The sequence below is a fragment of the Aestuariivita sp. genome, from assembly GCF_049276915.1.
Classification (GTDB): Bacteria; Pseudomonadota; Alphaproteobacteria; order Rhodobacterales; family Rhodobacteraceae; genus Aestuariivita.
Genome location: NZ_JBASXK010000171.1, coordinates 1 through 7,709, shown reverse-complemented (window position 1 = coordinate 7,709; position 7,709 = coordinate 1). Strand labels below are relative to the sequence as shown.

Annotated in this window: 8 protein-coding genes; 3 read left to right on the top strand and 5 right to left on the bottom strand. The window is 60.2% G+C overall.

What is annotated here, in order from left to right; genetic code table 11:
• Positions 1 to 286 precede the first annotated feature (286 nt).
• Positions 287 to 586: a hypothetical protein gene (locus tag WAO69_RS18380; protein WP_422181862.1), complete on the top strand. Its 300-nt coding sequence runs from the start codon at positions 287 to 289 to the stop codon at positions 584 to 586.
• A 9-nt stretch (positions 587 to 595) separates the two neighbouring features.
• Here WAO69_RS18380 and WAO69_RS18375 read toward each other — a convergent pair whose 3' ends face one another.
• The gene (locus WAO69_RS18375) at positions 596 to 2,440 is read right to left on the bottom strand and encodes an ABC-F family ATP-binding cassette domain-containing protein (protein WP_422181860.1); all 1,845 of its coding nucleotides are present in this window, start codon (positions 2,438 to 2,440) and stop codon (positions 596 to 598) included.
• Between the two features lie 154 nt (positions 2,441 to 2,594).
• On the opposite strand from WAO69_RS18375, the gene ndk reads away from it, so the two are divergent.
• A complete protein-coding gene (ndk, locus tag WAO69_RS18370; protein WP_422181858.1) occupies positions 2,595 to 3,017 on the top strand; it encodes a nucleoside-diphosphate kinase in 423 nt (140 codons plus the stop codon).
• On the opposite strand, the gene WAO69_RS18365 is transcribed toward ndk, so the two are convergent.
• Positions 3,014 to 3,346 (bottom strand): TfoX/Sxy family protein, encoded by a 333-nt coding sequence (locus WAO69_RS18365; protein ID WP_422181856.1) that lies wholly within the window; start codon positions 3,344 to 3,346, stop codon positions 3,014 to 3,016. The genes ndk and WAO69_RS18365 overlap by 4 nt on opposite strands.
• 139 nt (positions 3,347 to 3,485) lie before the next feature.
• Here WAO69_RS18365 and WAO69_RS18360 point away from each other — a divergent pair, with 139 nt between their 5' ends.
• Positions 3,486 to 4,304 carry a hypothetical protein gene (locus WAO69_RS18360; RefSeq protein WP_422181854.1) on the top strand — a complete coding sequence of 273 codons (819 nt, stop codon included), beginning with the start codon at positions 3,486 to 3,488 and terminating at the stop codon, positions 4,302 to 4,304.
• A 7-nt stretch (positions 4,305 to 4,311) separates the two neighbouring features.
• Here WAO69_RS18360 and WAO69_RS18355 read toward each other — a convergent pair whose 3' ends face one another.
• From WAO69_RS18355 to WAO69_RS18345, 3 genes are read right to left on the bottom strand one after another with little or no spacing between them, the layout of a single operon-like run.
• Entirely contained in the window at positions 4,312 to 5,535 is a 1,224-nt protein-coding gene (locus WAO69_RS18355; protein ID WP_422181852.1) for a DUF2201 family putative metallopeptidase, read from the bottom strand.
• On the bottom strand, positions 5,532 to 6,632 hold the full coding sequence (locus WAO69_RS18350; RefSeq protein WP_422181850.1) for an AAA family ATPase: 1,101 nt from the start codon (positions 6,630 to 6,632) through the stop codon (positions 5,532 to 5,534). Before WAO69_RS18350 ends, WAO69_RS18355 begins: the two co-directional genes overlap by 4 nt.
• Positions 6,629 to 7,336 (bottom strand): hypothetical protein, encoded by a 708-nt coding sequence (locus tag WAO69_RS18345; RefSeq protein WP_422181848.1) that lies wholly within the window; start codon positions 7,334 to 7,336, stop codon positions 6,629 to 6,631. Before WAO69_RS18345 ends, WAO69_RS18350 begins: the two co-directional genes overlap by 4 nt.
• Between the last annotated feature and the right edge of the window lie 373 nt (positions 7,337 to 7,709).

The window sequence follows — 7,709 nt, the reverse complement described above, 5'->3', positions numbered from 1 at the left end:
AAGTTGTTTCGGAAGTTTCTGATCGCGCGCGGCATCGGGATGAAAGTGCGGCTCTTGTCGGAAACGGGTGACGTGCTGGATGACGGCGACGAGGACGAAGAGACCGGACAGCACTGGCAAGGCAATCTATGATCTGTTGGCGGACGGAACCTTGCGGCTCGTGACGCTGTATCCAAATCCGATAGTGACGCAACCCGTGCCCAAAGCTAAACCCAAACCAACGAAACCCAAAGCCAAGCCCTTCAAGGGCGCGAAACCCTAATGTTTTATGACGGAGAGCACAGCCATGGTCGAAGATGATTCCATGCAAGTTCTAAGCCACTTTGCCAGCGCGTATCTGAACCCGCAGGCCTATGATGTCGAAGCGCTCAAAGACTTCTTCGAGGAAGAACACAACGCAGAACAGGCAAAGTTGTTTCAGTATCAGCTTTCCGAAACGATCGGCGAGGACGGGATGGATCAGGAGGCCTGGGAAGAGCTGACGGATGATGAATTCGACGATGGGGACGAGTGGCTGGATTACCTGACGGCCGTCTATGCCTATCTGTTTGAAGACGGGCCTTATCCGATCGATGATGACGCCTGAGGCACGCGCCTAGCGGCTCTCGGCCTCTTCCAGTTTTTCCAAGGCTTTCATCCAGATCTCTTCGGCGCGATCAAGCCCTTCCATCACTTCGGCGTATTTGCGCTGCCAGGTGGCAATGGCACCTGCATCTCCGTCTTCGTAGAGCGCAGGGTCGGCCAGTTTCTTGGCCAGCCGGTCGCGCATCTCGTTCAGCTTTTCGATGCGCGCTTCGCCTTTGCGCACTTCGGATTTCAGCGCAAGCATGGCATCGCGATCCGGACGCTTTGGTTTGGGTGGTGCAGGTTTTGAACTGCCCGAACCTTCGCGCGACAAAAGCAATTGACGATAGCTTTCCAGATCGCCCTCATAGGGCGTTGCAGTGCCGTCCTTGACCAGCCAGAGCCGGTCGGCGACCAATTCCAGCAGATGCATGTCATGGCTCACAAGGATGACCGCGCCTGTATAGGCGGTCAGGGCCTCGACCAGCGCTTCGCGGCTTTCGATATCCAGGTGGTTGGTCGGCTCATCCAGTATCAGCAAATGCGGCACGTCAATGGTGGCCAGCAGCAACGAAAGGCGCGCTTTCTGGCCCCCCGACAACTGGCCCACCACCGTATCTGCCTGATCGGCATTCAGGCCAAATCCTGACAATCGCGAGCGCAGTTTGGCGGGCGTTTCACCGGGGCGCAGACGTCTCAGGTGGTCAAGCGGGGTTTCATCAATGAACAGTTCGTCTACCTGATGCTGCGCGAAATAGCCCACGCGCAGTTTGGACGCGACCACCATCTTGCCCATCTCACGCTCCAGCCGGCCCGACAGAAGCTTGGAGAGTGTGGATTTACCCTCTCCGTTCTTGCCAAGCAGCGCGATGCGGTCATCCTGATCAATGCGCAGGTTCAGCCGTTGCAGCACCGGCGCGCCGCCATAGCCTACCGCCACGCCCTCGGCGGCGATGATCGGCGGCGAAAGTTCTTCCGGCTCGGGGAAGGAGAACGCGCGCAGCGCGGCTTCTTGCGGGCTGGTTATCGGCTGCATGCGCGCCAGCGCCTTGATCCGGGATTGAGCCTGCTTGGCCTTGTCCGCCTTGTAGCGGAAGCGATCCACATAGGATTGCAGATGGGCGCGGCGGGTTTCCTGCTTTTTGGCCATGGCATCAGCCAGGGCAAGTTTCTCGGCGCGGGCACGGGCAAACTGATCATAGGGACCCTGATAGAAGGTCAGCTTGCGGTCTTCGAGATGCAGGATCGAGCCGACCGCGCGGTTCAGCAAGCCGCGGTCATGGCTGATGATGATCACGGTATGAGGATACTTCGCAAGATAGGCTTCGAGCCACAACGCGCCTTCCAGATCCAGATAGTTCGTCGGCTCGTCCAGCAGCAAAAGATCAGGTTGGGCAAAAAGCACGGCGGCCAGTGCCACGCGCATGCGCCATCCGCCCGAGAAATCCGAACAGGGGCGGGCATGGTCGGGATCGTCGAATCCAAGCCCTTTGAGAATTGAGGCCGCCCGCGCCTCGGCGCTCCAGGCATCGATATCCGTCAGGCGGGCCTGGATCTCGGCGATGCGGGTAGGATCCTGAGTGGTGTCGGCCATAAGCTCGGCGCGCTCGGTGTCCGCCGCCAGCACGGTATTCAGCAACGAGACCTCGTTTGAGGGCACTTCCTGCGCGACCCCTCCGATGCGGGCTTGTTTCGGCATGTGGATCTGGCCTGATTCCAGGGCCAGTTCCCCCCGGATCAAGCGGAACAATGTCGTTTTGCCGGTGCCGTTTCGCCCCACCAGTCCGACCTTGTGACCGGTGGGTATCACTGCGCTGGCACCGTCAAACAAACGGCGGCCGGCAATGGCGTAGGTGATGTCATCTATCCTGAGCATGGCCGGGGTGTGACCTGCGCTGCGTGCCGTGTCAATTCCTGCAATTTGAGCTCCATCCCCCTTTTCTTGCGCCAAGACCCATGCTAGCGGGGCGCCAGCGTATCACGGAACGTGCTGCAGATGCGGCATGGGCCTCTTTTGAAGGAGAATTCACATGGCACTGGAACGTACGTTTTCGATCATCAAACCCGATGCAACACGCCGCAACCTCACAGGCGCAATCAACGCCAAGTTCGAAGAAGCAGGCCTGCGCATTGTTGCGCAAAAGCGCATTCACATGACCAAGGCACAAGCCGGCAAGTTCTATGAAGTGCATGCCGAGCGTCCGTTCTATGACGAATTGTGTGAATTCATGTCATCCGCACCTGTTGTCGTTCAGGTTCTGGAAGGCGAAAGCGCCATCACCAAGAACCGTGAGATCATGGGGGCCACCAACCCCGCAGACGCGGCCCCCGGCACCATCCGGGCCGAGTTCGCCGAAAGTGTTGGCGAGAATTCGGTCCACGGTTCGGACGCGCCTGACACGGCGGCGCAGGAAATCGCGTATTTCTTCGCTGGCATGGAGATCGTGGGCTAAGCCTTGCGATCAATAACGCCGATTGCATCAAGGGCCGCTTCGAACTCCGAGCGGCCCTTGTCATGCGCGCTGGCCTTGATGGCATCAAAGCGCAGGCGCAAAGCTGATTTTTCCTTGCCTTTGCAATCGTTCCAGGGACGGCCCTGCAGACCCATCACCAGCACGTAATATGCAATGAAATGTGGCTTTGAGCCGGATTTCAGCAATCGCGCATATGCCTCGTCCGCACCCAGTTCGCGCAGCTCATCCGCCGAATGAATGCCGGCGCGCGCGCAAGCCTCCTCAAAGGCGGGGCCAAGGTTGCGAATGGAAGAAACCGGATCACTCATGAGCTCATTTTAAGCCGGGTACGCGGGCTTGTCATTCCTGTCATCGGCCTTTGGGTGGCTTGCGTGAGGTCATGTGCTGCGGTAGGCCACGGACATCAGGCAAAAGACCCTGACAAAAGGACCGTGGAGGAACGAAGGCATGAGCGTTTTCAAAAGGCTCTTTTACAAGAACCGGAAATTTTACGACGATGACTTCGATTGGGAAAACTACACGGCAGACAGTTACCATCGCCGCATACAGACCGACATCGAAACGCAGTTCCGCGCATCCTCGACCGGAGATCAGCTGAGCTTTGATCCCGAGACCGGACAGGTATCCACGCGGGATGCGGATATTCATCCCAACCAGTTGCTGATCCTTGAAACCATCGGCCAGTTGCGCCCGGCTTCGGTCCATGAAGTGGGCTGCGGCGGAGGAGATCACCTTGCGACGGCGGCACAGCTTTTTCCGACCAGCGACTTTACCGGAGGAGACCGGGGGGCAACGCAGTTGGAGCTGGCCTTGCGCCGGCATCCCGAACTGAACGGCAAGCTGGGTCTGCAGGACATCACGATGCCCTTTTCCCATGCCTGGCCAAAGCCCGAGATGGTCTATACCCAAGCCGTGATCATGCATATTCACACCGCTGTAAGCCATTTCGTTGCCCTGTCGAACCTGGTGCGACAAGCACAGAAATACGTTGTGCTGGTGGAAAACCCGCAATGCCACAACTTTGTCGCCGATCTCGAGGTGCTGATGGCGGGTGGTCATCTGGACTGGTCCGAGATGCATATTCACATGCTCACCGGATCGACCGGGGGGCGTGGAATCTTGTTGTCGAAAGAAGCTCTGGATTATCCCCGCCTGACCAGCGACGCCCAGTTGCGAGACGGTATCAAAGCCTCTGCTCGCAGATTGAAGCGCTCGAATGAGGACAGCGCGCGCGCCATTGCCGGGTTCGCCCGGACGTCGGGATGAGTGCAGTCTAGCGATCCATCTCGATCACGATGCCAAAGGGCGGTTTGTCACAAGGCGCTTTCGGCACGGCCCAGATCACGGGAATTGCCGGATCAGGGCCGGTTGGCGCGTCCAGATCCGTGAGCATGACAATGATGGACGGCCCCAGCCGACGCGCCTCAGAAAGCACCGCGTCAAACGCGGTTCCGCCGCCGCGATGAAAGGCGATGTCACGCAGGCTGTCGGCGTTGTCCAGCCGCGTGCGCGTGTGCACCTTGGTATCAAAGCCCAACAGATGCGCCTCGGCTCCGCTGCGCCGGGTGAGGGCAAGCGCTTCGCTGGCAAACAGGGCAAGTTGCGTATCGGTGATGGAACTTGAGGTATCCAGACCGATGACCAACCGGGGTCGTTTCCCATCGCGCGCGCGCCCCGGCTGAAACACCGGAGCAGGCGCGTCATCCGCCAGCGCCGCGGCCTCCATTGCGATCCAGCGGTGGGCCGGGCGTTTATGGCTGAGTCTGGGAACATCGCTGATCGCGCGCGCCAACAGGCGACGCAGATGGATTTCCCACGGAACACGCCCATCAGGCAGATCGGCGAACTGATGCAGGACTGGTCCGATGCCCGTGCCAGCGGCGCGCCCTGCGTCAAAGGCCTGACCAAGGCGCGCCGACCAGACTTCGGGGGGGCTTTGCGCGGCGTCGGCCCTGTCCAGATCAGGCTCAAAACCTTGTTTCAGCGCATAGGCGGTGGCTGCATCGCTCGCGTCGTCCCTGCCACCGGAGGCCGCACCGATCAACGCAAGGTACAGCCGATCCGTATCCCATTGAGCCAAAACCTCGCCCGCACGATCCGGGCCGGTCACAGCCGCCAGCAACTCGCTGGCGCGCACGGCGGGGCGGGGCAATGCATGGCCGCCCTGCAAGAGCACCTCGTTCACGATGGCATCGCTTGCAAGGTTATAGAGCGTGGCGTTGAAGGCGGGCCCCAGCCGCTCGGACATCTCGAGCGCGCGGGCCGAGTGGCGCAGCGCCACATGCAGCACGTGATGCGCCAGAACACCGGTCTGCTCGGACAGGGGCAGGGCCTCGAACGTGGGCCCATAGGTGATCTGATCGCCATTGGTGCGTGTCGGCCCGCTTCCGTCGCGATGGATGCACCACAGCGCAAGGGCCGCGATGGCCGGATCGATACCGGGCATTTCCGACAGTGCCACTTGGGCACGGCGACTATGGACGGCCCCGTCGATCAACGCACCCCTTGAGCCTGACGTTCCTGCACATATGCAGCATAGGATGCTGAGCCGCGAAAGGCCTCTTCCAGACCAGAGGTCAAAGCTTTTCGGATAAGCAGCTCAAAGCCAAAGCTGGTCAGCTCCGATAGCGGCAGCGCGCTGTTGGATTTCAGCGTTCGGATATCGGCCATGGCGTCGATGACATCGGGCAAGGTCTCAGCCTCGGCATGGGCGACCAGCCCATAGATCAGTGCGACAAGCCCGTTCATCGTGTCGGGATAGAGCGGCATCCGGTTGGCGCGCGGTGTGGCGATCAACTCGTCCACCGTGATCATCGCATTCAGTTCTTCCGCCACGCGCGCGAATTCAGCCGCCGGGCTGGTGCCGATGGTGCCTGCAATCATCGTGTCGCGCAGGTGGCGATCCGAAATGGCGTTGACAATATCGCTGACCCGTTCCCACGAGCGTGGCGTACAGGCGATCATATCCCCGCGGCGCAGGCTCTCTTCGGTTGTGTCCAACAGGTCCGGCCGAGCGCGCAAAAACGCGGTCACATTGGGGTGCAGGGCGCGGTCCACCGCATAGGTCTCAAGCCAGTCCTTTGCATTGGCGCTGACATGCAGATGAATGAGCCTGTCTGACAGCGCCGATCCCATCTCATATGCCACCGCACCGTCATCCACCGTATTGCCTGCTGCCACGATGAACACATTGCCCGGCAGCAGATGGCGCCCGACACGGCGCTCTTGCAACAGGCCATAAACCGTTGGTTGCAGATAGGGTGAGGCGGCAGTGAGTTCATCCAGAAACAGGATCGCCGGTGTGTCCGGATCATCCGGGAGGTCCTCGGGGCGGTACCAGACCGTGCGCTGTGTGGCATGATCGTAATAGGGCAGGCCGCGCAGATCCTGCGGCTCGATCGTGGTGAGGCGAATGTCAAACAGTGTCGCTCCGATCTCCTCGGACAGGCTGCGTACCAGTTCGGTCTTGCCCACACCGGGGCGACCATGCAGCATCCACGAGGCGGTCAGCGCTCCGGCCTTCTGCGCGATCCAGCCGGCGCGCAGGGTATCTAGCGCGCCACCGGCGGATACTGTGCGGGCATTCACACTCATGCCCGGACCTCTTGTGGCGCGGGCGCATCCAAAATGGCCGCAAGCCGAGCATGGGCGGTCACGGCGCGCGTATTGAACGCAACCGAACGCAGGAAAAGATCCTCACGCAGGTTGACCGCATGCAGGTCACGCTCGGTAAAGCTGTCGTCGAACAGCCCGTCGCGGATCAGTTGGCGCTCTTGTGCATCCAGGGCCATGAGGCGGGTTTTTCCTTCGCTTGTCTGCACTGATACCAACGTCAGGGGCGGGACGTTGGCAAGCTCGGACTGATCCAGCACCAGATAAAGCTCACCCGAGATATCCGGGTGGCGGGCGGCGATCTTGGCAAGGATCGCCCGACCACGAAACGCCAGCGTATCCAGACGCGCAGCCGCCTGATCCGCGCTGATCAGCGACTGACGCTTTTCCTTGGACAGGCGCAGCACCTTCAATTCGACAAAGGCGATGGCGATCAGCATCGGCAAGGGGGCCTGCGAGATCGGCAAAGCCAGATGCGGCCAGGTGAGCATGGCGATCACGAAGGGCAGCAGCGCCGTGGTATAGCGCAGCAACTGGTTTTCGAGGATCACTCGCATCACCAGCTTTGCCCCGGCCTCGCGCCTTGGCAAGATGGCGATCCGGTCCATGATCTTGCGCGGTGCCGTGCGAAAATCCATGGCCCCGGGATTCCAGACGGTCTCGGGTGTGAGAACAAACAGGCTCATGCAACCGGACCTGATCGGGATATGGCGCAACGTCGTATCATCCCCGGCCAGATAGCGCAGGTCGAGACGGAGGCCAGTTGTCTGAAAAACATGCACCAAACCCTTGCCGTGATCTGTTCCGGGCAGGACCCGCCAGCCATGCATTTACGCAACGAAAGGAAGGATCGCAATGTTTGGTGACTTGCGCATCGCACAAGGGAATGGCGCGGGGAATGACAGCACGTCATTCCAAGCCCTTGGTTCTCGGTCCTGTCATTCCTGTCAAAAGGACCCTAATGCGTCCCGCCGAAAACCTGAATCGTAAGGATTCCCTTGAAGCCTGATCTGTGATTCATCCTGTTTGGGAGGATGGATCATGTCAGCACCTTTGCCG